This is a genomic window from Vibrio cionasavignyae (genome assembly GCF_050337155.1).
Lineage (GTDB): Bacteria > Pseudomonadota > Gammaproteobacteria > Enterobacterales > Vibrionaceae > Vibrio > Vibrio nomapromontoriensis.
This window is the reverse complement of the sequence record NZ_JAKJSR010000029.1, coordinates 52074-74534: the sequence shown is the minus strand read 5'-3', so window position 1 is coordinate 74534 and position 22461 is coordinate 52074. Positions and strand designations below refer to the sequence as shown.

Here is a 22461-nt window from a genome sequence, read left to right as displayed (position 1 = left end):
ATTGTTGTTCTATGATTATAAAACTAACGGGTATTTCATTGGTTTAGCTCAGATGCAAAGGCCACACAACTCGTAGTGTACCAATAGCTAAATAATTAAAACTAAAAATATTAATATAAGGAAAATAAAAATGGCTAAGGGGCAATCTCTTCAAGACCCATTCCTGAATGCGCTTCGTCGCGAACGCATTCCTGTTTCGATCTATCTTGTAAACGGAATCAAATTACAAGGTCAAATCGAGTCTTTCGATCAATTTGTGATCCTATTGAAAAATACCGTTAACCAAATGGTATATAAGCATGCGATTTCGACTGTTGTACCTGCACGTGCGGTGAGTCACCATACGGGCGAGCGTCCAACAAATGATCGCCAACAAGAGAAATCTGAAGATTAATACTCTATCTCGTACAGTAAACATCATAAATAGGAGTTGGTAGCTTGTTTGACCGTTATGAATCGGGGGAGCAGGCTGTTCTTGTTCATATCAACTTCACGCAAGAAGGTGAGTGGGAAGATCTCAACGAGTTTGAGATGCTGGTGTCTTCAGCTGGCGTTAACAACCTGCAGGTTGTGACAGGTAGTCGTCAGTCTCCTCACCCGAAATACTATGTTGGCGAAGGAAAGGCTCAGGAGATTGCACAAGTTGTACAGTTAACTGGTGCTGACGTGGTGATTTTTAACCATGCACTTTCGCCGGCCCAAGAGCGTAATTTAGAAGGTTTGTGTAAATGTCGAGTATTGGACCGAACGGGTCTGATTCTGGATATTTTCGCTCAACGTGCGCGAACCCATGAGGGTAAGTTGCAAGTTGAGCTCGCGCAGTTGCGTCACATATCCACACGATTAATTCGCGGTTGGACGCACCTTGAAAGACAAAAAGGTGGTATTGGCTTACGTGGTCCAGGTGAGACTCAACTTGAGACTGACCGACGACTACTGCGTGACCGAATCAAAACGATTTTGCGTCGTTTAGAGAAGGTCGCGAAACAGCGTGAACAAGGCAGACGAGCCAGAAACCGAGCAGAGATCCCGACGATTTCTTTGGTGGGTTATACCAACGCAGGAAAGTCGACACTGTTCAACTGTATTACTGAAGCGGGCGTGTACGCGGCGGATCAGTTATTCGCAACGTTGGATCCAACACTCAGAAAAATTGAATTGGCCGATGTAGGTACTTCAATTCTTGCTGACACAGTTGGATTTATTCGTCATCTTCCGCACGATTTGGTCGCGGCATTTAAAGCCACACTGCAAGAAACGCAAGAAGCAGACATTTTGTTACATGTTGTTGATGCAAGTGACGACCGTTTTCGTGAGAACATGCAAGCTGTTCATGACGTGCTAGAAGAGATTGATGCTGGTGATGTACCGGCTCTAGTCGTGATGAATAAAATAGACAATCTAGAAGGCCAACGTCCTCGTATTGAGCGAGATGACGAAGGACTACCGAGAACCGTTTGGGTTTCTGCCATGGAAGGGCAAGGAATTGAACTGTTGTTCGAAGCGCTGACTGAGCGTTTAGTGAGCCAAATGGTTCAGTATCAATTGAGAATTCCGCCACAGTATCAAGGCCGCATTCGTAGTACATTTTTTGATATGAAATGTATTCAGCGGGAAGAATATGATACAGATGGTAACTTGTTGATTGATATTCGGATGCAACAAATAGATTGGTCTAGACTTGAGAAGAGAGAAGGGGCAGTTTTGAGTGACTTTATCGTTACTTAAAGGACTGCTACAGTATAACGTCATAATAATGATGGAGCTTCCTAATGGCGTGGAATGAGCCTGGTAATAATAATGGAAACAACGGCCGCGATAATGACCCTTGGGGCAATAATAATCGCGATGGCCGTAAGTCCGGCGACCGTAATCAAGGTCCGCCTGACTTAGACGAAGTTTTCAATAAGCTAAGTCAAAAGATTGGTGGTAAGTTTGGCAAGAAAGGTGGCGGTGGCCCATCAATAGGCGGTGGCGGAAGCGCAATCGGCTTTGGTGTTATTGCATTGATTGCCGTTGTCATTTGGTTCTCCTCTGGTTTCTATACCATTGGTGAAGCTGAGCGTGGTGTTGTTCTTCGCCTTGGTAAATACGATCGTATCGTTGAGCCTGGCCTGAACTGGCGTCCACGTTTTATTGATGATTATCAAGCTGTTAACGTTCAAGCTATTCGCTCTTTAAGAGCATCAGGTACGATGCTGACACGTGACGAGAACGTCGTTAGTGTTGGTATGGATGTACAATACCGAGTATCTGATCCATATAAATATCTCTATGTGGTAACCGATGCTGACGACAGTTTGAGTCAAGCAACGGATTCGGCGCTTCGTGCCGTGATTGGTGATTCATTGATGGACAGTATTCTTACGAGTGGTCGTCAGTTAATTCGTCAAACGACACAAGATACGCTGAACAACATCATTGATAATTACGATATGGGCCTAACGGTAGTTGATGTCAACTTCCAGTCTGCTCGTCCACCAACACAGGTACAAGATGCGTTTGATGATGCAATTTCTGCCCGTGAGGACCAAGAACGATTTATTCGTGAAGCTGAGGCTTATAAGAATGAAATCATTCCTAAAGCAACGGGTCGTTCTGAGCGTTTGAAGAAAGAAGCTTTAGGTTATTCAGAGCGTATAATCAATTCTGCACAAGGTCAGGTTGCTCAGTTTGAGAAACTCCTTCCTGAGTATTTGGCGGCACCTGAAGTGACTCGTAATCGTCTCTATTTAGATACGATGGAGCAAGTCTACTCGAATACGTCGAAAGTGATTATTGATTCTGAATCAAGCGGTAACTTATTGTATTTACCTATTGATAAGTTGGCAGGACAAGAGTCTTCAAGTAAGACGAAGAAGTCGCAGTCAGCGTACGATGAGATACAGTTAGATGCACCAACAACAGAAAAGCCGAATAACACGACGACCTCGCGTGATTCGAACGCACGTCAAGGGAGATACTAATAATGCGTAAATTAGCAATACCAGTATTAGTGGTCACGTTGGCGTTAATGCTAATGTCCCTGTTTGTTATCCCTGAAGGAGAAAGAGGCATTGTGATTCGTTTTGGACGTGTTCTAAGCGATGACAACAATGTATCTCGTATCTACGAGCCGGGCTTACACTTTAAAATGCCGTTGTTTGACCGTGTACAAACGCTAGATGCACGTATTCAAACAATGGATGGTCGTGGTGACCGTTTTGTAACGTCTGAGAAAAAAGACGTGATTATTAACACCTACGTTAAGTGGAAAATCGAAGATTTTCGTCAGTACTACTTGGCAACAGGTGGCGGCAACGCGTTGACGGCAGAAGCACTACTTGAGCGAAAAGTGACAGATGTGCTTCGTTCAGAAATCGGTTCTCGAGATATCAAGCAAGTGGTATCCGGCCCGAGAGATGCAACGAATGTACTGCCTGATAGCATCGACAGTGAAGAAGTGACGACGGAAGCGGCAAAACAAGCGTTAGAGATTGATGGTGAACGTGACCAAATTATGGAAAACGTTCTAAGTGATACTCGTGAAAGTGCGATGAAGGATCTTGGGGTTCGAGTGGTTGATTTTCGTATTAAGAAAATTAACTTACCAGATGAGATCAGTGAGTCAATCTACCGCCGTATGAGAGCTGAGCGTGAATCAGTGGCTCGAAAGTTCCGTTCTCAAGGACGTGAAAAAGCAGAAATCATTCGAGCACAAGCAGAGCTTGAAGTGGCGACTATGCTAGCCGAAGCGGATAAAACAGCGCGTGTAACGCGAGGTAGTGCCGACGCAAAAGCGGCAACAATCTATGCAGAAGCGTATAGCAAAGATGCAGAGTTCTATGGCTTCATTCGTTCTTTAGAAGCCTACCGTACCTCGTTTGCGGACAAGAGCGATATCCTTGTTCTTGATCCTAAGAGTGAGTTCTTCCGTTACATGAATGACGCTAATGGTGCGCCAGTTAAGTAACTGAAACGGTAAAATTTGCTACGATAAAAGGCCTGTCTCAGACGGGCCTTTTTCTTACTTGGAGAAAAACATGTCCACATCATTTTGGTTGGCGATTGGTTTGGTATTAATTTTTGAAGGACTAGGGCCATTATTGGCACCTAAGGGGTGGAGAACTATGATAGGCCAGTTAGTATCCCAGCCAGATAACCAACTGCGGCGTGTAGGCGGTTGCCTAGTTGTTGCTGGCGCAGTGATCGTATTTATGCTGTCTTAAGCTGAGTCAGGCAAACAAATTACAGATAGATTTTATTTATAAAAGACAGATATTTAGAACTGTGTTAGCTATTAATGTCCAAAAAATGACTGCACAAAGTCACATTTCGATGCTAGAATCCTTTTTTAACTAGCAATCAGATTGGAAAGATGGGAAATAACGTAGTCGTTCTGGGCACCCAATGGGGTGACGAAGGTAAAGGTAAAATCGTAGACCTTTTAACTGAAGATGCAAAATACGTGGTTCGCTATCAAGGCGGTCACAATGCAGGTCACACTCTAGTCATTGACGGTGAAAAAACCGTTCTTCATTTAATTCCATCAGGTATCCTTCGCAATAACGTTAAATGCGTTATTGGTAATGGTGTTGTTCTGTCTCCAGATGCACTTTTAAAAGAAATGAAGCCGTTAGAAGAACGTGGTATTCCAGTACGTGAGCGTCTTTTCATCTCTGAAGCTTGTCCTCTAATTCTTCCTTACCATATCGCTATTGACCAAGCGCGTGAAATCGCTCTAGGTAAAAAAGCAATTGGTACTACGGGTCGTGGTATCGGTCCTGCTTACGAAGATAAAGTGGCTCGTCGCGGTCTTCGCGTTGGCGATCTTTTCGATAAAGAAATGTTTGCAGAAAAGCTTAAGAAAGTAATGGAATTCCATAACTTCCAACTAGAGCATTTCTACAAAGTTGAAGCTGTAAGCTACGATGAAGTTCTTGAGCAATGCATGGCTTATGCAGACCTACTAACCTCAATGGTTATTGATGTTACTGACGAACTAGATGCAGCGCGTAAGCGTGGCGACAAGATCATGTTTGAAGGTGCACAAGGTACGCTTCTCGATATCGACCACGGTACTTACCCGTACGTAACGTCTTCAAACACGACTGCTGGCGGTGTTGCTGCTGGTTCTGGTTTTGGTCCTCGTCACATCGGTTACATTCTTGGTATTACCAAGGCTTACTGTACTCGCGTTGGTTCAGGTCCATTCCCGACAGAATTGTATGATGGCTTAGATAAGCAAGACCCTGTTGGTAAGCACCTAGGCGATGTTGGTCATGAGTTTGGCGCAACAACTGGTCGTTTACGTCGTACAGGTTGGTTTGATGCAGTTGCGATGCGTCGTGCGGTACAAATTAACTCTATCTCTGGTTTCTGTCTAACGAAGCTAGACGTATTAGATGGCCTAGAAGAACTGAAAATCTGTACTGGTTACAAGATGAAAAATGGTTCTATCCTAGAAGTTTCTCCAATGGCTGCTGAAGCATTTGAAGAAGCAACGCCGATTTATGAAACGATGCCAGGTTGGTCTGAAACAACATTTGGTGCAACGTCTATCGAGCAGCTTCCAAAAGCCGCTCTAGATTACATCAAGCGCATTGAAGAGCTAACTGGTGTTTCAGTTGATATCATCTCAACAGGTCCTGATCGTAACGAAACTATCGTTAAGGTTCACCCTTTCGAAGTTTAATTCGAAGACTGAATTGATGAATAGAAACCAGCGCTTGCGCTGGTTTTTTTATGTCTCTAAGTTTGCTCTAACTGTGATCTTCTGCCATTTTTTTGACATCGTTACGCTTATAGGGTGCTCAAGTGGCAAAATTTTGCCGTTTTTTTGTGGTTTCCATTAAAGTGAACTCGATGTTTGCCGATAAAATGGGAACAGCGGCTTATTGAAGCCGGCGTGGTCTTTGGGATATGAGGAAATGATATAGTGATGAGGCGACACAAAATAACAGCGTTGATTTGTCTGTCGTTACTTGGCACTTTGAAATCGGCTCAAGCTGAAAGCGTCGGTGCACCAGTCCCAATCTATTCTGAAGATCAGCTGATTAAACTGATTAGTGAGAACCGCCACCTTGCGAGAGTGAAAGCGGATAACTGTCAACTTGTTGAAGATATTATGGCGCGCGCCACCCGCATTAACCTGCCTTCTTATGAGTTCTTATATGGCGATATGTTAGCATGGGGCGTTTGTGTTCCTCAGGATGTTGAGCTTGGACTTTACTATATGGAAAATGCAGCTCATCAAGGATTGCCTGTCGCGTTAGAGCAGTTAGGGCGTTATTATTCTCGAGGGACATTTGTTCAAGAGGATAAAGAGCGAGCGATCCCTTATTTCCGTGAAGCGGCATCCATGGGCAACATAGACGCAAGGATTCAACTCGCCGAGTTGTTGTTGCGTGATTATGGTAGCCCAAGAGATTACGAAGATGCCTACCGCTGGCTTTATAACTCAGTAACCCCCGATAATTTGAAGCATAAGCGAATCTCGATGCTACGTCGGGGCTTAGAGTCACGCATGCCACAGAATATTATTGCTCGAGCGAAGCGTCGTAGCGATTTTTGGTAAACCCTGCTGTACGTTTTAGCTAGAGAATGATAAACGATTTCTGTAGCTTATCCCCCCAGTCAGTTATAATCGACCTATACCTCCCCTCAAAATAGGTCTGACTATGTCGAATAAGCCTAGCGAAAATCGTGTCGACGATCCCTTTGCCGAAAGAGAATCCCAAAACTACGAAAACCCCGTTCCGAGCAGAGAGTTCATTGTTGATTTCTTAAAAGGTGTCAACGTCCCCATGAACCGTAACGATCTGTTTGAATCGTTAGGCTTGTCTGGTGAAGAACAATATGAAGGGTTACGTCGTCGCCTGCGTGCAATGGAAAGAGATGGACAGCTAGTCTTTACGCGTCGTCAGTGTTATGCCTTGCCGGATAAGCTTGAAATGATCAAGGGTATCGTGATTGGGCACAAGGATGGACACGGTTGGGTAAGGCCAGAAGGCAGCCTTAACAAAGATCAGGATGTGTTATTACCTCTTCATCAGATGCGCACTTTACTGCATGGTGACTTTGTACTTGTTCAGCCTACAGGTAAGGATAAGCGAGGGCGTAAAGAAGGTCGATTAGTTCGAGTACTTGAAGAGCGTAAAGACCATATCGTAGGACGCTTTTTCTTGGAATACGGCTACGCTTACGTGGTTTCAGATGACTCCCGTATTAGTCATGATATTCTTATTCCGAATGAACATCGTAACGGCGCTCGTATGGGTAACGTTGTGGTTATTGAAGTGACCGATCGTGGCGCTAAGTCTCGGAAAATGGCTGGGCAAGTGGTTGAAGTTCTTGGTGAAAATATGGCGCCAGGTATGGAAACACAAATTGCTATCCGCGCCCACCAGATCCCGCATGTTTGGCCTGAAGAAGTCGATAAGTATGTCGCACAGTTTGGTGAGTCAGTGCCGGAAGAGGCCAAAGAAGGCCGGGTGGATCTGCGTGAATTACCATTAGTCACGATTGATGGGGAAGATGCTCGAGATTTCGATGATGCAGTATATTGTGAACGTAAAAAAAGTGGTGGTTGGCGTTTATGGGTAGCCATCGCCGACGTTAGTTACTACGTTCGCACAGATTCTGCGCTTGATAAGGAAGCAATAAAGCGCGGCAACTCGGTGTATTTCCCTTCTCAAGTTGTTCCTATGCTACCGGAAGTACTTTCTAATGGACTTTGTTCACTGAACCCGCAGGTTGATCGCTTGTGTATGGTGTGTGAGATGACCATTTCGGATACCGGTAAGCTATCGGGCTATAAGCATTACGAAGCGGTGATGAACTCCCACGCTCGACTGACCTACAATAAAGTGAGTGATATCCTAGAAGGTGATACGGAGCTCAGAGAGCGTTACGACCCAGTCGTCCCTCACCTTGAAGAGCTACATCGTATGTATCAGGTGTTGAAAACTGCCCGAGATCAACGTGGTGCTATTGAATTTGAAACGGTTGAAACTAAGTTTATTTTCAATGCGGAAAGAAAAATTGACCGTATTGAGCCTGTCATTCGCAATGATGCCCATAAAATCATTGAAGAGTGCATGATCTTGGCTAATATTGCGTCTGCTTCATTAGTGGAGAAGGCGAAAGAGGCCGCGTTATATCGAATTCATGAATCTCCAGGGGAAGAACGACTTACCGGCTTCCGAGATTTCCTAGGCGAACTAGGTCTTAATTTGACGGGTGGGCTAGAGCCTTCACCTACCGATTACGCAGACTTAATCAAACAAATCCGTGAACGTCAGGATAAAGAGCTGATCCAGACCATGCTACTACGCTCAATGAAGCAAGCGGTCTATAACGCTGATAATTGTGGCCACTTTGGTTTGGCGCTAAAGCGTTATGCGCACTTTACTTCACCGATTCGTCGTTATCCTGATTTGTTGCTTCACCGTGCGATTAAGTATCTGATTGCCAAAGAAGCAGGGCGTAACCAAGATCGCTGGACGCCGACAGGCGGCTATCATTATTCGTTTGATGATATGGATTACTACGGTGAGCAGTGTTCGATGACGGAGCGTCGTGCCGATGACGCCACGCGAGATGTATCGGATTGGCTCAAATGTGAATATATGCAGGACCATGTCGGAGAAGAGTTAGATGGCGTTATCGCCAATGTAACGGGCTTCGGTTTCTTTGTTCGCCTAACAGAATTACATATTGATGGATTGGTCCATATTTCCAATCTCGCTAACGATTACTATCAATTTGATGCAGTAGGGCAGCGATTAATTGGTGAAAGTTTCGGTGCGATTTATCGACTAGGTGATGCGGTTAAAGTGAAAGTTTTAGCGGTAAATTTAAACGATAAGCAAATCGACTTTGAATTAGTCGGTACAAATCGTAAAGTACGTGGTAAAGGAAAAACGGCGAAGAAGCGCGTTGCGGAAGCACAAAGCAAAGCCAAAGCGAAGAAGCAAGGTGTCGCGAAAAGTAGACGTTCTGGCAAAGCAACGCCACTAGTTGAGCCAACGAAGCGCCCGGACGGCAAAGAACAGAAGTCGCCCGCTAAGGGTTCCAAAGCAAAACCTGGGAAAGCTCGAAGTAAAAAACCTCGAGCGAAAACCGGCGGCGCGAAAAAGAAATAATATTTCAAGGTTAAAACCATGAGTAATGAATTTATTTACGGCATTCATGCTGTAAAAGCAGTATTAGAGAAAGACCCTGCACGCTTTATCGAAGCTTTTGTTCTAAAAGGCCGTCAAGACGATCGCTTGCTACCTTTGCTAAATGAACTAGGCCAAATTGGCTGCTCGATTCAGCAAATGGGGCGGAAAGTACTTGATGACAAAGCAAGCGGTGCAAACCATCAAGGTATTATTGCTAAGGTGAAACCCGCTAAGCAGTTAAATGAAAACGACTTAGATACCATCTTAGCCAGCCATGATCAGCCATTATTTTTAATTTTGGATGGCGTAACAGACCCGCATAATTTGGGTGCTTGTTTACGTAATGCGGATGCAGCAGGTGTTGCGGCTGTGATTGTGCCAAAAGATAAATCTGCGCCATTAACGGCAACAGTAAGCAAAGTAGCTTGTGGGGCGGCGGAGACAGTGCCGTTGGTACGAGTCACCAACCTTGCAAGAACAATGCGCGCACTGCAAGAACACGGTGTGTGGATCGCGGGTACGGCTGGAGAGGCGACGCACGATGTCTATCAAGCTAAACTGACAGGCCCTCTAGCCATCGTTATGGGCGCGGAAGGGGATGGAATGAGACGACTCACACGTGAAACGTGCGACGATCTTATTAAGATCCCGATGGCTGGCTCTGTATCGAGCTTGAACGTATCGGTTGCATCTGGCATCTGTCTGTTCGAAGCGGTGAGACAGCGTTCACTTACGAAGTAAGCGACCGTTATAAAAATAAAAGGTCAGCGTATGCTGACCTTTTTAGTAATGCGGAGGAGGGGTTTCTTCCGATGGATCAGCGAGGTTCGGCGAATCCATATTCTTCACTTTGCCAACGACATATTTCATTTGGTCTTGCATCTTACTGATCAACAGCTGCTGTTGAGTCAGCGCATCATTGAGCTCTTCAATCGTTTGTTCTTGAAATGCAATTTTGCACTCCATATCGTTGATTCTTTCTTCTAGTATTTCGTAACGCTCTTTAGTCATTTGATCACTCGTTAAGGGACCACGCCTGCACGACACCAGCAGAGGAGGCGGAGAGTACCTGTTGGTTATCTTTGAAGGCTGCATCATACACTACCCCTCTTGGAGGGCGCACATCTTTTAGCATCTCTACATCATAGCTATTAATTTTTTCTCCAGAATCCGTGTCCCAAACAATTAAGCGTGATGACGGTGAACCTGTTGCTAGTCGCTGCCCGTCATCAGAAAATCGTGCTGCTGAAAAAATCAGTTGTCGTGACCAACTGCTGAGTTGACTTTTTTGTGTGCCCGTCTTTAAGTTCCAAATAATGGCGTTGTTTCCGGTGTCAGCGGTCAGTGCGTAAAGACCATCACGTTGCAATTCCACCGTCCCTACACGCTGCTCATGAGGGAAGTGATGCAGAATCTGCCCTGATTCAGTACTCCAAAAATAAGCATTATGATCGTTTCCGCCTGTGAGGGCATATTTTGCATTTGGAGATAAGGCCACAGAATTCACTTTTTCTACGTGAGCAAGGAACTCTAATCGTCTTCCGGTGACTAAATCGATGAAAATTGCTTTACCATTACTTAACCCAAGTAAAACTTCTTCGCCATTGTTACCAATGGCGATATCTTGGATTAAACCATCAGCAATAGACCAAAGCCCGGTTGATTGAGACCAAGCAAGGTCCCAAATAGCAAAGTTGGTTTGAGTCGCGGTGACGGCAAAACGTCCATTGTCAGAAAAGCGAATGAGTGAAATGATGTTTTCGTCTGGATCTTGGATACCAAGTTTAGCAAGTAGCTGATTCTCTTGAAGATCCCAAAGCTGCAAATGTTGTTGTTTAGAGTACAAGAGGGCAAATCGCGCATCTTGGCTAAGTGCAAGGCTAGTTGAACCTTCTAACGCAAGATCCCAACGTTTCTCAGCTTTATTGGAGAAAAAGCAGCCATTTAACAGACTGATGACAATTAAGTACACTACAGAATGAGATATTATTCGCATCATTACCGATATTCCACATTGAGTCTTGAGCCTAAGCGAGTATATTTATAGTTCTTGTAAGATTTAAATAGTGACTAGATTTAAATAGTTACGCATAGCGTCTCGAAAAACAAGGCGAATTGCTTCGACTAGCTGCTAAATCTATAGCGTGTCCATAAATTGGAGAAAAGAATGAAATCAATATTTAAAGTGTCGCTACTTGCAGCGACGGTTATGTTGGCAGTAGGCTGTCAAAAAGAAGAGCCGAAAGCAGAGCCAGCAGCACAAGAGCAAGTGCAAGCGGAAACAGGCAAAGCGGTTCACTTTAAAACGGAAGATGACAAAGCCGCGTATGCAATCGGTGTATCTTTCGCAACCTACCTAAGTACAAGCATTGAAAAGCCAGCAGAATTTGGTATTGAGCTTAAGAAAGAGTTGGTCCTTAAAGGCATCGAAGAATCATTTGCTGGTAAAGAGACATTGTCAGAAGATGAAATCCGAGCAGCATTGGAAGGTCTAGATAAGCGCGTTGCAGAAACGATGCAGCAACAGGCTGTAGAAAAAGCAGCGGCTGCACAAAAAGCAGGTGATGACTTCCGTGCTGAATTTGAGAAGCAAGAAGGCGTAACAAAAACTGAGTCGGGTCTTCTTTATCAGGTAGAAACAGCGGCAACAGGCGATCAGCCGAAAGAGACGGATACCGTTGAGGTACACTACAAAGGTACGTTGATTGACGGTACTCAATTTGACAGCTCTTATGAGCGTGGCCAGCCTGCAACGTTCCCTCTAAATCGCGTTATTCCAGGTTGGACGGAAGGTGTGCAACTGATGCAAGTCGGTTCAAAATACAAGTTTGTTATTCCACCTGAGCTTGCGTATGGCGAACAAGACACACCGACTATTCCAGCAAACTCGACACTTGTGTTCGAAGTGGAATTATTGAAAATTGATGGCGAGAGCGCTGAAGCCGCTCAATAATTGGCCATGAAAAGTATATTAAGGCTCACATTGGTGAGCCTTTTTTTTCTTTTTAATTTCCCTAAGGGCAAAAAGACTGCACTTTTTTTGCCCTAAATCACTTGTTGAAGACTTACTTAGGTGAGTACTTCAAATTATCTGATAAACTTACATCAATTTTTTTAGTATCGAAGGTCAAAGCACTGTGACTGACATGGTTAACGCCGATATGCTGCTTGAAATGGAATCCGTCGATGTGGCGCCATTCACTGAGCATGACAAAATTATTCTTAAATCTTACGAAGCGGTGGTTGATGGGCTGGCAAGTCTCATTGGCCCTTTTTGTGAAATTGTTTTGCACTCGTTGGAAGACTTGAATACCTCTGCGATTAAAATTGCTAATGGGGAAAACACAGGGCGCCAAGTAGGCTCACCAATCACTGATCTTGCGCTGAAAATGCTAAAAGACATCGAGGGTTCAGAACGAAACTTCTCACGGTCGTACTTTACTCGAGCAAAGGGCGGTGTTTTCATGAAATCTATCACCATTGCTATTCGTAATGGTGATAACCGTGTTATTGGTTTACTGTGTATTAACGTTAACCTAGATGCGCCATTTTCTCAGGTTCTACAGTCATTCATGCCAACGCAAGAAGCAAAAGACGCGGCTTCATCGGTTAACTTTGCCAGTGATGTAGAAGAGTTGGTCGACCAGACGGTAGAGCGCACCATCGAAGATATTAACGCCGATAAGTCAGTATCGAATAATACCAAAAATCGTCAAATTGTTATGGAACTCTATGACAAAGGCATATTTGATATTAAAGACGCTATCAACCGTGTCGCCGACCGTCTCAATATCTCGAAACACACGGTTTACCTGTACATCCGTCAGCGTAAAACTGAGGATGAAGAATCGTGACCCGCTTAACCTACACCTTGGTAGTGAATGGCTCGGTTTATGGAGAGCAGTCCGCGCGTAGTGCGTACTTATTTGCGTCAGCATTGCTCGAGAAGGGCCATCGACTTACCAGTGTCTTCTTTTATCAAGAAGGGGTGCACAACGCGTCTCGCTTAACCGTGCCAGCGAATGATGAATTTGATTTAGTCTCTGCGTGGCAAGCTCTAGCTCAAAAGCACCAGGTGCGTCTAGAGACTTGCGTTGCCGCTTCATTGAGGCGGGGTGTGGTTGGTAGCCAAGAGGCGACACAGCATCAGCTTGATGGAGATAATCTTGCTGATGGCTTTGAGTTGGCAGGATTAGGGAGTCTAGCGGAAGCCATGCTGACGCAAGATAGAGTGGTACAATTTTGACTATATTAGGTTTTGTATTCGCCTCTATGCCCCACACTAGCGCTCGGGGTAGGGAAGGTTTAGATGCGCTGCTCGCAGCTTCTGCCTATTGCGATGACATCAAGGTGTTTTTCGTTGCTGACGGTGTCAATCAACTGCGTAGTAAGCAAGAACCAAAACAAGTGCTATCAAGGGACTATATCAGCGCGTTTAAGCTGTTAGAGCTCTATGATATCGAGCAAGTTTACGTGTGCCAACAAAGTGTGAACCGTTTCGGAATAAGCCGTGAGGATCTGATCACCGATTGCCATGTCGTCGTGCCCGACGTTATCTCAGCCGAATTGGCATCGTGTAACAAAATACTGACTTACTGAGGCCATTTATGCTGCATATTATTAAGAATGAAGTGGGCTTTAGGCGAGCGCAAGAATACGCATCATCTCAAGATGCGATGATATTGCTCCAAGATGCGACTTATTTAGCCAGTTTACTTACTCAGGCTCCCAATCATGCCATCTTTGTTTTACGTGAAGATTTACAAGCAAGAGGGCTGGATGGAAGCTCGACAAAAGCAGTGCAAGTTATTGATTTTAAAGTATTTGTTTCTCTAACTGAACAGCATGAGACAAGTGTTACTTGGGACTAATGTGCTTTTTTTGCTTGTTTTGATGAAAATTTTCACACCCGCCACATAAAAAAGATCTGTATATTTCTTGACACACATCCCACTGCTGCATAGAATTTTGCGTCCCTAATTGCCATTGGCGGTTAGGGCTAGATTTTTCACAAAGCTTACTTTCAAGTAAATCAGGAGCTAGTTAATGGCAACTATTAACCAGTTGGTACGCAAGCCTCGTGCAAAGCAAGTTGTTAAAAGCAACGTGCCTGCACTAGAAGCGTGCCCACAAAAACGTGGTGTTTGTACTCGTGTTTACACTACTACACCTAAAAAACCTAACTCAGCACTTCGTAAAGTATGTCGTGTTCGTCTAACGAACGGCTTCGAAGTGACTTCGTACATCGGCGGTGAAGGCCACAACCTTCAAGAGCACAGTGTTGTACTAATCCGTGGCGGTCGTGTAAAAGACCTTCCGGGTGTTCGTTACCACACTGTTCGCGGCGCACTTGACTGTGCTGGCGTAAACGACCGTAAGAAAGGTCGTTCTAAGTACGGTGTGAAGCGTCCTAAGTCTTAATGGATTCCGTTAAGTAAGGCCAAACACTAAATTATTTTTAATTTTTGAAGAAACTGAAAAGTTTTGGATAACCTGAAGAAGACAACGGAGAATATCCATGCCACGTCGTCGCGTAATTGGTCAGCGTAAGATCCTTCCAGATCCTAAGTTCAAATCTGAATTGCTGGCAAAGTTCGTTAACATCCTTATGGTTGACGGAAAAAAATCTACTGCAGAGAAAATTGTTTACACTGCACTAGAAACTATGGCTGAGAAATCTGGTAAAGATCACTTAGCTGTATTTGAAGAAGCTCTTGAAAATGTTCGTCCATCGGTAGAAGTTAAATCTCGCCGTGTGGGTGGTTCAACTTACCAAGTACCTGTAGAAGTTCGTCCGGTTCGCCGTAACGCTCTTGCTATGCGTTGGGTAGTTGAAGCTGCGCGTAAGCGTGGTGAAAAATCTATGGCTCAACGTCTTGCTGCAGAAATGCTAGATGCGTCTGAGAACAAAGGTACTGCGGTTAAGAAACGTGAAGACGTTCACCGCATGGCTGATGCTAACAAAGCATTCGCTCATTACCGCTGGTAATACCTTTACAGTGCTGCGAGTCTCCCTCGCAGCGCTTTTCTTTACTCTAAGGTTAACCTTAGTAAGAGGATACAATCGTGGCTCGTAAAACTCCTATTGAGCGCTATCGTAATATCGGTATCGTGGCTCACGTAGATGCAGGTAAAACAACCACAAGTGAGCGTATTCTGTTCTACACTGGCCTATCTCACAAAATCGGCGAAGTGCACGATGGTGCTGCTACCATGGACTGGATGGAGCAGGAGCAAGAGCGTGGTATTACTATCACATCTGCTGCTACGACTACCTTCTGGCGTGGTATGGAAGCACAATTCCAAGATCATCGCGTTAATATCATTGATACCCCAGGACACGTTGACTTTACTATCGAAGTAGAGCGTTCTTTGCGTGTGCTTGATGGTGCCGTAGTTGTATTCTGTGGATCGTCAGGTGTTGAACCGCAATCTGAAACTGTATGGCGTCAAGCCGATAAATACGGTGTTCCTCGTATGGTATTCGTCAATAAGATGGACCGTGCCGGGGCAGACTTCCTACGCGTTGTGGACCAAATTAAAAATCGTCTTGGTGCAAATCCGGTTCCTATCCAACTTAACATTGGTGCGGAAGAAGATTTTAAAGGTGTTATCGACCTTATCAAGATGAAAGCAATTAACTGGAATGAAGCCGATCAAGGCATGACGTTCTCATACGAGGACATTCCGGCTGATATGCTAGAAGAAGCGGAAGAGTGGCGTAACAACTTAGTTGAAGCTGCTGCCGAAGCAAATGAAGAACTCATGGACAAATATCTTGAGGAAGGCGAACTTACAGAAGCCGAAATCAAGCTTGGTCTACGTACTCGTACACTAAATAATGAAATTGTACTCGCAACTTGCGGTAGTGCATTTAAAAACAAAGGTGTGCAAGCGGTACTAGATGCAGTTGTTGAGTACCTTCCTTCTCCGATTGATGTACCAGCAATTAAAGGTCTTGATGAAGAAGAGAATGAAGTTGAGCGTCATGCAGACGACAACGAACCATTCGCAGCATTGGCCTTTAAAATTGCGACTGACCCATTCGTGGGTACTCTGACGTTTATGCGTGTCTACTCGGGTGTTGTGAACTCCGGTGATGCGGTTTATAACGCAGTGAAACAGAAACGTGAACGCTTCGGACGAATCGTTCAAATGCACTCGAATAAACGCGAAGAAGTGAAAGAAATTCGTGCGGGTGACATTGCAGCTGCAATTGGTCTTAAAGACGTAACGACTGGTGACACCCTTTGTGATCAAAACCATAAAGTGGTTCTTGAACGCATGGAGTTCCCAGATCCGGTTATTCAGATTGCTGTAGAGCCTCGCTCTCAAGCTGACCAAGAAAAAATGGGTATTGCGCTGGGTAAGCTCGCAGCGGAAGATCCATCGTTCCGTGTGGAAACCGATGACGAAACAGGCCAAACGCTTATTTCAGGTATGGGTGAGCTTCACCTAGACATCATCGTTGACCGTATGAAACGTGAATTCAGTGTTGATTGTAACGTGGGTAAACCTCAAGTTGCTTACCGCGAAACTATTCGTGGCAACACAGAAGTTGAAGGCAAATTCATTCGCCAATCTGGTGGTCGTGGTCAATATGGTCACGTATGGCTTAAGCTCGAGCCGTCAGAACTTGGAGAAGGGTTTGTATTCGTAGACGAAATCGTTGGTGGTGTAGTTCCGAAGGAATTCATCAGTTCGGTATCGAAAGGTATCGAAGAACAAATGAACAACGGTGTGCTAGCTGGATATCCTATGCTGGATGTTAAAGCAACACTGTTCGATGGTTCGTACCACGATGTCGACTCAAGCGAGATGGCGTTTAAGATCGCCGGCTCGATGGCCTTCAGGAAGGGTGCGCTTGAAGCGCAGCCAGTCCTTCTTGAGCCTATGATGAAAGTTGAAGTAACGACTCCAGAAGACTGGATGGGTGATGTTGTTGGCGATATTAACCGTCGTCGCGGCATGATCGAAGGTATGGATGATGGCCACGCTGGTCTTAAAATTGTTCGTGCTCAAGTCCCACTTTCTGTGATGTTTGGCTACGCAACTGATCTACGTTCTGCAACACAAGGCCGAGCATCATATTCGATGGAATTTAGCGAATACGCTGAAGTTCCGAAGAATGTAGCAGACGCTATTATTGCACAGCGTAGCTAATCAGCTATTGTTTAATAACGAATCTATTGCGTTGACGAAAATTGACGCATAAAATAGCAATTTCTGGCGCGCCTCGAATTTAATTCGTTCTCGAGGCGAATCATAACTAGGAAGGAACACGATCGTGTCTAAAGAAAAATTTGAACGTACGAAACCGCACGTAAACGTTGGTACAATCGGCCACGTTGACCACGGTAAAACAACTCTAACTGCAGCTATCTGTACTACTCTTGCTAAAGTTTACGGCGGTGTAGCTAAAGACTTCGCATCTATCGATAACGCTCCAGAAGAGCGTGAGCGCGGTATCACAATCGCTACTTCTCACGTAGAGTACGACACTCCAGCGCGTCACTACGCACACGTTGACTGCCCAGGACACGCGGATTATGTTAAAAACATGATCACTGGTGCTGCACAAATGGATGGTGGTATCCTTGTTGTTGCTGCAACAGATGGCCCTATGCCTCAAACTCGTGAGCACATCCTACTAGGCCGTCAGGTTGGTATCCCTTACATCATCGTATTCATGAACAAATGTGACATGGTTGATGACGAAGAGCTACTAGAACTAGTAGAAATGGAAGTTCGTGAACTTCTTTCTGAGTACGAATTCCCAGGTGATGACCTACCAGTTATCCAAGGTTCTGCACTTGGCGCTCTAAACGGCGAGAAGCAGTGGGAAGACAAGATCGTTGAGCTTGCAGAAGCACTAGATTCTTACATCCCAGAACCAGAGCGTGCTGTTGACCAACCGTTCCTACTACCTATTGAAGATGTATTCTCAATCCAAGGTCGTGGTACTGTTGTTACTGGTCGTATCGAGCGYGGTATCCTACGCGTAGGTGACGAAGTAGAAATCGTTGGTATCAAAGAWACWACRACTACTACTTGTACTGGTGTTGAAATGTTCCGTAAACTGCTTGACGAAGGTCGTGCTGGTGAGAACGTTGGTGCACTTCTACGTGGTACTAAGCGTGATGACGTTGAACGTGGCCAAGTACTTGCTGCTAAAGGTTCTATCAACCCACACACTAAGTTCGAGTCTGAAGTATACGTACTTTCTAAAGACGAAGGCGGCCGTCATACTCCGTTCTTCAAAGGCTACCGTCCACAGTTCTACTTCCGTACAACTGACGTAACTGGTGATATCTCTCTACCAGAAGGCGTAGAAATGGTAATGCCTGGCGACAACATCCAAATGGTTGTTGAGCTAATCGCTCCAATCGCAATGGACGAAGGTCTACGTTTCGCTATCCGTGAAGGTGGCCGTACAGTAGGCGCTGGTGTTGTTGCTAAGATCTTTGCTTAATTTTTAGCAAAATCTTGACGAAGCACTAGTAAAAAGGGCATCATTTGATGCCCTTTTTATGCGCTACTATTTATAGAGGCGCAATATTCGCCAATTTGGTGAATAATTAAAGGATTTTGAAGGCTGAGGAAGTGTTTAAACACTTGCTGAGCTTTTTGTAGGGTGTTGGTTTGACTCATATTTCACCAGCACAAAGGAATAAGCCCTGCAGCAGCGGGGTTGTTGTCGTCTAATAAAGACTTGTCACAGGTTGGTTTTATGAAAGCAAACGCTGAAGCTCCTGAAAGCTCAAATGCAGCAGATGTAATGAAGTGGATTGTCGCTTTTGCTCTGTTGGCCGCCGCTGTTGTGGGTAATTACCTGTATGGAGAGCTTTCAGTAGTACTCCGTGCTGCAGGTGTCGTTGTATTGATTGCAGTAGCACTAGGTGTTGCCGCTACAACAACAAAAGGTAAAGCTGCGATTTTGTTTGCTCGTGAAGCGCGAGTAGAAGTGCGCAAAGTGGTATGGCCAACGCGCCAAGAAACGACGCAAACTACGTTAATCGTCCTAGCTGTAAGTGTTGTGATGGCACTGGCGCTATGGGGTATTGACGGCATTATGGTTCGCCTAGTGGCTTTAGTAACCGGGATATAGAGGGTCTTAATTCATGAGTGAAGCTCCGAAAAAACGCTGGTACGTTGTTCAAGCCTTCTCAGGTTTTGAAGGACGTGTGGCTCAGTCTCTTCGCGAACATATTAAAATGCACGCGATGGAAGACTACTTTGGCGAAGTGCTAGTACCAACTGAAGAAGTTGTGGAAATCCGCGCTGGTCAACGTCGTAAAAGTGAGCGTAAGTTCTTCCCAGGCTATGTTCTTGTTCAGATGTTGATGAACGATGAATCTTGGCACTTAGTGCGCAGTGTGCCACGTGTCATGGGCTTCATTGGTGGAACCTCTGACCGTCCTGCACCTATCACAGATAAAGAAGCGGATGCTATTCTTAACCGTTTAGAGAAAGCAAGTGAAGCACCTCGTCCAAGAACGATGTTCGAAGCGGGTGAAGTGGTACGTGTGAACGATGGTCCATTCGCAGACTTCAACGGTACCGTTGAAGAAGTGGATTACGACAAGAGCCGCATTAAAGTGTCTGTATCGATCTTTGGTCGTGCAACACCAGTTGAGCTTGAGTTTGGTCAAGTTGAAAAACTTGATTAAAAAAACACCTTTATAGGGTTGTTTAAGGCGCGAATTATGATTATAATTTCGCGCCTTTTTGCAGGTCTTGCTGCAAAAAGTATTTATTGAAAACTGGGGAGCTGATCGAATGGTTAGCGTCTGAACCCAAAAATTAGGAAATATCATGGCTAAGAAAGTTGAAGCTTATATCAAGTTGCAAGTTGCAGCAGGTATGGCGAACCCTAGTCCACCGGTTGGTCCTGCTCTAGGTCAACACGGTGTGAACATCATGGAATTCTGTAAAGCGTTTAACGCAAAAACAGAATCTGTTGAGAAAGGTCTACCGACTCCAGTAGTAATCACTGTTTACAGTGACCGCTCTTTCACATTCGTAACTAAAACTCCACCTGCTGCTGTTCTTCTTAAGAAAGCTGCTGGCGTTAAGTCTGGCTCTGGCCGTCCTAACACTGAAAAAGTTGGTACAGTTACTGATGCTCAAATCCAAGAAATCGCAGAAACTAAAGCTGCTGATATGACTGGTGCTGATATTGAAGCGATGAAGCGTTCTATTGCGGGTACTGCTCGTTCAATGGGCCTAGTGGTAGAGGGTTAAGATCATGGCAAAACTTACTAAGCGTATGCGCGTAATCCGCGACAAAGTTGAAGTAACTAAAGAATACGACATCAACGAAGCTGTAGCTCTTCTTAAAGAACTAGCAACAGCTAAATTCGTAGAGTCTGTAGACGTTGCTGTTAACCTAGGCATCGATGCTCGTAAATCTGACCAGAACGTACGTGGTGCAACTGTACTACCTCACGGTACTGGCCGCGAAATCCGCGTAGCAGTGTTCACTCAAGGTGCAAACGCTGAAGCAGCTAAAGCAGCTGGCGCAGACATCGTTGGTATGGAAGATCTTGCTGAGCAAGTGAAGAAGGGCGAAATGAACTTCGACGTAGTTGTTGCTTCTCCAGATGCAATGCGCGTTGTTGGTCAACTAGGTACTATCCTAGGTCCACGCGGCCTTATGCCAAACCCTAAAGTTGGTACTGTAACTCCTAACGTTGCTGAAGCGGTTAAGAACGCTAAAGCTGGTCAGGTTCGTTACCGTAACGACAAAAACGGCATCATCCACACTACAATCGGTAAAGTATCTTTCGAAGCTAACCAGCTTCAAGAGAACCTAGAGACTCTTCTAGTTGCTCTTAAGAAAGCTAAGCCGTCTTCAGCGAAAGGTGTTTTCCTGAAGAAAGTGAGCATCTCTACTACTATGGGTGCTGGCGTTACTGTGGATCAGGGTACCCTGAACACTCAAGCTTAATAGCCTAATCGCTTAAAAGCTTGCATAGGCGTAAAAATTATGTATAATTTTGCGCCTATCAAAATTTGTGGTTGAGGCTGATAATCCACTTGTGGAATGTCAGTCTCCGTCCAAGACCGTAGGCGTTCATTTTTCGATTTGAACTTAATTAAACCTACGTAGACGGTGCCCGACTTAAAGCGGGTTGATTTTTCGAAATCAATTGGCTTATGGGAATGCACCGTATTAGCTCTCGGCATCATTATGATGCTGGGTGGTGTAATAACAACCAGGAGTAAATCCCAAATGGCTTTAAACCTTCAAGACAAAAAAGCAATTGTTGCTGAAGTCAACGAAGCAGCCAGTGGTGCACTTTCTGCAGTTGTAGCTGACTCTCGTGGCGTTACTGTTGGCGCGATGACTTCTCTACGTAAACAAGCGCGTGAAGCGGGTGTTTACATGAGAGTTGTTCGTAACACACTAGCACGCCGTGCAGTAGAAGGTACTGAGTATGAGTGTCTACAAGACACATTTACTGGTCCTAGCCTACTTGCGTTCTCTAATGAGCACCCTGGTGCTGCAGCGCGTCTTTTCAAAGACTTCGCTAAAGAGAACAAAACATTCGAGATCAAAGCTGCTGCATTTGAAGGCGCAGTTACTGATGCTGATGTACTAGCGACACTACCAACTTACGACGAAGCAATTGCACGCCTAATGATGTGCATGAAAGAAGCTTCTGCTGGCAAGCTGGTTCGTACTATCGCTGCTGTTCGCGACCAAAAAGAAGAAGCTGCGGCTTAAGCCTTGCTTTTTACTGGTTGCTAAATAAACTTATTGTTGACTTAAAAGAGAATTGTTATGTCTATTACTAACGAGCAAATCCTAGACGCAGTTGCAGAAATGTCTGTAATGCAAGTTGTTGAGCTTATCGAAGCTATGGAAGAGAAATTCGGTGTTACTGCTGCTGCTGCAGTTGTAGCTGGTGGCGCAGCTGGCGGCGACGCTGCTGCTGAGCAAACTGAATTCGACGTAGTTCTTACTGCTGTTGGCGGTAACAAAGTATCTGTTATCAAAGCAGTACGTGGCGCAACTGGCCTAGGTCTTAAAGAAGCTAAAGCTCTTGTAGACGGCGCTCCTGCACCTCTTAAAGAAGGCGTAGAGAAAGCTGAAGCTGAAGCTCTTAAAGCTCAGCTAGAAGAAGCTGGTGCTACTGTTGAAATTAAGTAATTATTACTTAGTTTCATAGCCGACAGGCTAATGGCTGGTGGTTTATTAACCACCGGCCTTTTTGCGCTGTAGGGCATAGGTGAATTTTCCCGCTGTTTAAGCACCTATGTACCATGCAAAAAACGTTGCTCGACGCTTGAGTCAACGTCACTACAGTAA

At 45.0% G+C, this 22461-nt stretch carries 26 protein-coding genes; 24 read left to right on the top strand and 2 right to left on the bottom strand.

Translation table 11 applies throughout. From position 1 onward, the window contains the following. Nucleotides 1-130 precede the first annotated feature (130 nt). The 9 genes from hfq to rlmB all read left to right on the top strand — a co-directional run bounded on the left by hfq (nucleotide 131) and on the right by rlmB (nucleotide 9887). Entirely contained in the window at nucleotides 131-394 is a 264-nt protein-coding gene (gene hfq, locus L4D74_RS21485) for an RNA chaperone Hfq (RefSeq protein WP_428754552.1), read from the top strand. A gap of 44 nt (nucleotides 395-438) precedes the next feature. Next, nucleotides 439-1728: a ribosome rescue GTPase HflX gene (hflX, locus tag L4D74_RS21480; RefSeq protein ID WP_428754551.1), complete on the top strand. Its 1290-nt coding sequence runs from the start codon at nucleotides 439-441 to the stop codon at nucleotides 1726-1728. A 44-nt stretch (nucleotides 1729-1772) separates the two neighbouring features. After that, entirely contained in the window at nucleotides 1773-2966 is a 1194-nt protein-coding gene (gene hflK / locus L4D74_RS21475; protein WP_428754550.1) for an FtsH protease activity modulator HflK, read from the top strand. Nucleotides 2967-2968: 2 nt separating this feature from the next. Then, the gene (gene hflC / locus L4D74_RS21470; protein WP_428754549.1) at nucleotides 2969-3952 is read left to right on the top strand and encodes a protease modulator HflC; all 984 of its coding nucleotides are present in this window, start codon (nucleotides 2969-2971) and stop codon (nucleotides 3950-3952) included. 70 nt (nucleotides 3953-4022) lie between these two features. Further along, the gene (locus L4D74_RS21465) at nucleotides 4023-4208 is read left to right on the top strand and encodes a DUF2065 domain-containing protein (RefSeq protein WP_428754548.1); all 186 of its coding nucleotides are present in this window, start codon (nucleotides 4023-4025) and stop codon (nucleotides 4206-4208) included. Nucleotides 4209-4357: 149 nt separating this feature from the next. Beyond that, nucleotides 4358-5674, top strand: coding sequence for an adenylosuccinate synthase (locus L4D74_RS21460; protein WP_250618654.1), 1317 nt, complete (start codon nucleotides 4358-4360; stop codon nucleotides 5672-5674). A 243-nt stretch (nucleotides 5675-5917) separates the two neighbouring features. Continuing rightward, entirely contained in the window at nucleotides 5918-6556 is a 639-nt protein-coding gene (gene motX, locus L4D74_RS21455; RefSeq protein ID WP_390902918.1) for a flagellar protein MotX, read from the top strand. A 103-nt stretch (nucleotides 6557-6659) separates the two neighbouring features. Beyond that, a complete protein-coding gene (gene rnr / locus L4D74_RS21450; RefSeq protein ID WP_428754547.1) occupies nucleotides 6660-9125 on the top strand; it encodes a ribonuclease R in 2466 nt (821 codons plus the stop codon). Between the two features lie 18 nt (nucleotides 9126-9143). Further along, a complete protein-coding gene (gene rlmB, locus L4D74_RS21445; RefSeq protein ID WP_265674896.1) occupies nucleotides 9144-9887 on the top strand; it encodes a 23S rRNA (guanosine(2251)-2'-O)-methyltransferase RlmB in 744 nt (247 codons plus the stop codon). A 42-nt stretch (nucleotides 9888-9929) separates the two neighbouring features. Here rlmB and L4D74_RS21440 read toward each other — a convergent pair whose 3' ends face one another. Both L4D74_RS21440 and L4D74_RS21435 read right to left on the bottom strand, forming a co-directional pair. Then, nucleotides 9930-10157, bottom strand: coding sequence for a SlyX family protein (locus tag L4D74_RS21440; RefSeq protein ID WP_265674897.1), 228 nt, complete (start codon nucleotides 10155-10157; stop codon nucleotides 9930-9932). A 4-nt stretch (nucleotides 10158-10161) separates the two neighbouring features. Beyond that, nucleotides 10162-11145 carry a WD40 repeat domain-containing protein gene (locus L4D74_RS21435; RefSeq protein WP_428754546.1) on the bottom strand — a complete coding sequence of 328 codons (984 nt, stop codon included), beginning with the start codon at nucleotides 11143-11145 and terminating at the stop codon, nucleotides 10162-10164. A gap of 168 nt (nucleotides 11146-11313) precedes the next feature. Here L4D74_RS21435 and fkpA point away from each other — a divergent pair, with 168 nt between their 5' ends. From fkpA to rplL, 15 genes are all read left to right on the top strand, one after another. Next, on the top strand, nucleotides 11314-12099 hold the full coding sequence (fkpA, locus tag L4D74_RS21430; protein ID WP_265674899.1) for an FKBP-type peptidyl-prolyl cis-trans isomerase: 786 nt from the start codon (nucleotides 11314-11316) through the stop codon (nucleotides 12097-12099). Between the two features lie 193 nt (nucleotides 12100-12292). Beyond that, a complete protein-coding gene (locus L4D74_RS21425) occupies nucleotides 12293-13000 on the top strand; it encodes a helix-turn-helix transcriptional regulator (protein WP_428754556.1) in 708 nt (235 codons plus the stop codon). Continuing rightward, entirely contained in the window at nucleotides 12997-13392 is a 396-nt protein-coding gene (gene tusD, locus L4D74_RS21420; protein WP_428754545.1) for a sulfurtransferase complex subunit TusD, read from the top strand. The genes L4D74_RS21425 and tusD overlap by 4 nt, the downstream gene beginning before the upstream one ends. After that, complete coding sequence (tusC, locus tag L4D74_RS21415; protein WP_428754544.1) at nucleotides 13389-13745, top strand: sulfurtransferase complex subunit TusC; 357 nt, start codon at nucleotides 13389-13391, stop codon at nucleotides 13743-13745. The genes tusD and tusC overlap by 4 nt, the downstream gene beginning before the upstream one ends. A gap of 8 nt (nucleotides 13746-13753) precedes the next feature. After that, nucleotides 13754-14017 carry a sulfurtransferase complex subunit TusB gene (gene tusB, locus L4D74_RS21410; RefSeq protein WP_428754543.1) on the top strand — a complete coding sequence of 88 codons (264 nt, stop codon included), beginning with the start codon at nucleotides 13754-13756 and terminating at the stop codon, nucleotides 14015-14017. Nucleotides 14018-14192: 175 nt separating this feature from the next. Next, on the top strand, nucleotides 14193-14567 hold the full coding sequence (gene rpsL / locus L4D74_RS21405; protein WP_005417208.1) for a 30S ribosomal protein S12: 375 nt from the start codon (nucleotides 14193-14195) through the stop codon (nucleotides 14565-14567). Nucleotides 14568-14664: 97 nt separating this feature from the next. Further along, on the top strand, nucleotides 14665-15135 hold the full coding sequence (gene rpsG / locus L4D74_RS21400) for a 30S ribosomal protein S7 (protein ID WP_102471084.1): 471 nt from the start codon (nucleotides 14665-14667) through the stop codon (nucleotides 15133-15135). 77 nt (nucleotides 15136-15212) lie between these two features. After that, nucleotides 15213-17309, top strand: a complete 2097-nt coding sequence (fusA, locus tag L4D74_RS21395; RefSeq protein ID WP_428754542.1) for an elongation factor G — start codon at nucleotides 15213-15215, stop codon at nucleotides 17307-17309. Nucleotides 17310-17433: 124 nt separating this feature from the next. Next, nucleotides 17434-18618, top strand: coding sequence for an elongation factor Tu (tuf, locus tag L4D74_RS21390; RefSeq protein WP_428754541.1), 1185 nt, complete (start codon nucleotides 17434-17436; stop codon nucleotides 18616-18618). 258 nt (nucleotides 18619-18876) lie between these two features. Then, nucleotides 18877-19254, top strand: coding sequence for a preprotein translocase subunit SecE (gene secE / locus L4D74_RS21385; RefSeq protein WP_265676573.1), 378 nt, complete (start codon nucleotides 18877-18879; stop codon nucleotides 19252-19254). A gap of 13 nt (nucleotides 19255-19267) precedes the next feature. Beyond that, on the top strand, nucleotides 19268-19816 hold the full coding sequence (gene nusG, locus L4D74_RS21380) for a transcription termination/antitermination protein NusG (protein ID WP_250619767.1): 549 nt from the start codon (nucleotides 19268-19270) through the stop codon (nucleotides 19814-19816). A gap of 145 nt (nucleotides 19817-19961) precedes the next feature. After that, nucleotides 19962-20390 (top strand): 50S ribosomal protein L11, encoded by a 429-nt coding sequence (gene rplK, locus L4D74_RS21375; protein WP_102471020.1) that lies wholly within the window; start codon nucleotides 19962-19964, stop codon nucleotides 20388-20390. A gap of 4 nt (nucleotides 20391-20394) precedes the next feature. After that, the gene (gene rplA, locus L4D74_RS21370; protein ID WP_250619766.1) at nucleotides 20395-21096 is read left to right on the top strand and encodes a 50S ribosomal protein L1; all 702 of its coding nucleotides are present in this window, start codon (nucleotides 20395-20397) and stop codon (nucleotides 21094-21096) included. A 285-nt stretch (nucleotides 21097-21381) separates the two neighbouring features. Further along, the gene (gene rplJ / locus L4D74_RS21365; RefSeq protein ID WP_017077558.1) at nucleotides 21382-21876 is read left to right on the top strand and encodes a 50S ribosomal protein L10; all 495 of its coding nucleotides are present in this window, start codon (nucleotides 21382-21384) and stop codon (nucleotides 21874-21876) included. 57 nt (nucleotides 21877-21933) lie between these two features. Continuing rightward, complete coding sequence (gene rplL, locus L4D74_RS21360; protein WP_265676586.1) at nucleotides 21934-22302, top strand: 50S ribosomal protein L7/L12; 369 nt, start codon at nucleotides 21934-21936, stop codon at nucleotides 22300-22302. Nucleotides 22303-22461: the final 159 nt, after the last annotated feature.